The sequence below is a fragment of the Hyphomonas sp. UBA3601 genome (genome assembly GCF_002375605.1).
Classification (GTDB): Bacteria; Pseudomonadota; Alphaproteobacteria; order Caulobacterales; family Hyphomonadaceae; genus Hyphomonas.
In genome coordinates, this window is the sequence record NZ_DFME01000038.1 from 8,693 (window position 1) to 9,043 (window position 351).

Genomic DNA, 351 nt, shown 5'->3' on the forward strand with positions numbered 1-351 from the left:
CCTGCGCAAAGCATGGCCAGCGGCTGGATTACAATATGCGCGATGGCTACGGCCACGATTACTATTTCATCGCGACCTATATGGACGAGCATATTGCCCATCATGCGCGAGCGCTGGGGGCTTAGGCGCTGCAGAGCGTCTCTGGCTAAACGTGTTCAGCTTCCAGAAAAGTGATCAGGTCATCCAGATCTTCCCGAACCAGGAGGCTGGATATTTCGCTGTCGCCACCAAACTCCAGCCACGTGCCGGCTTCGTCATGGGGCCGCAGCATGCGTACATGCTCGATATTCACGACGCGCACCTTGTTATTGTTTTTCTGATGCAGGACCAGGAATTCAGCCATGGGATTTC

Annotated in this window: 1 protein-coding gene; it reads right to left on the reverse strand. The window is 54.7% G+C overall.

What is annotated here, in order from left to right; genetic code table 11:
• Positions 1-145: 145 nt before the first annotated feature.
• A partial coding sequence (locus B4F73_RS04615) for a hypothetical protein (RefSeq protein ID WP_290482604.1) occupies positions 146-351 on the reverse strand: 206 nt, incomplete at its 5' end.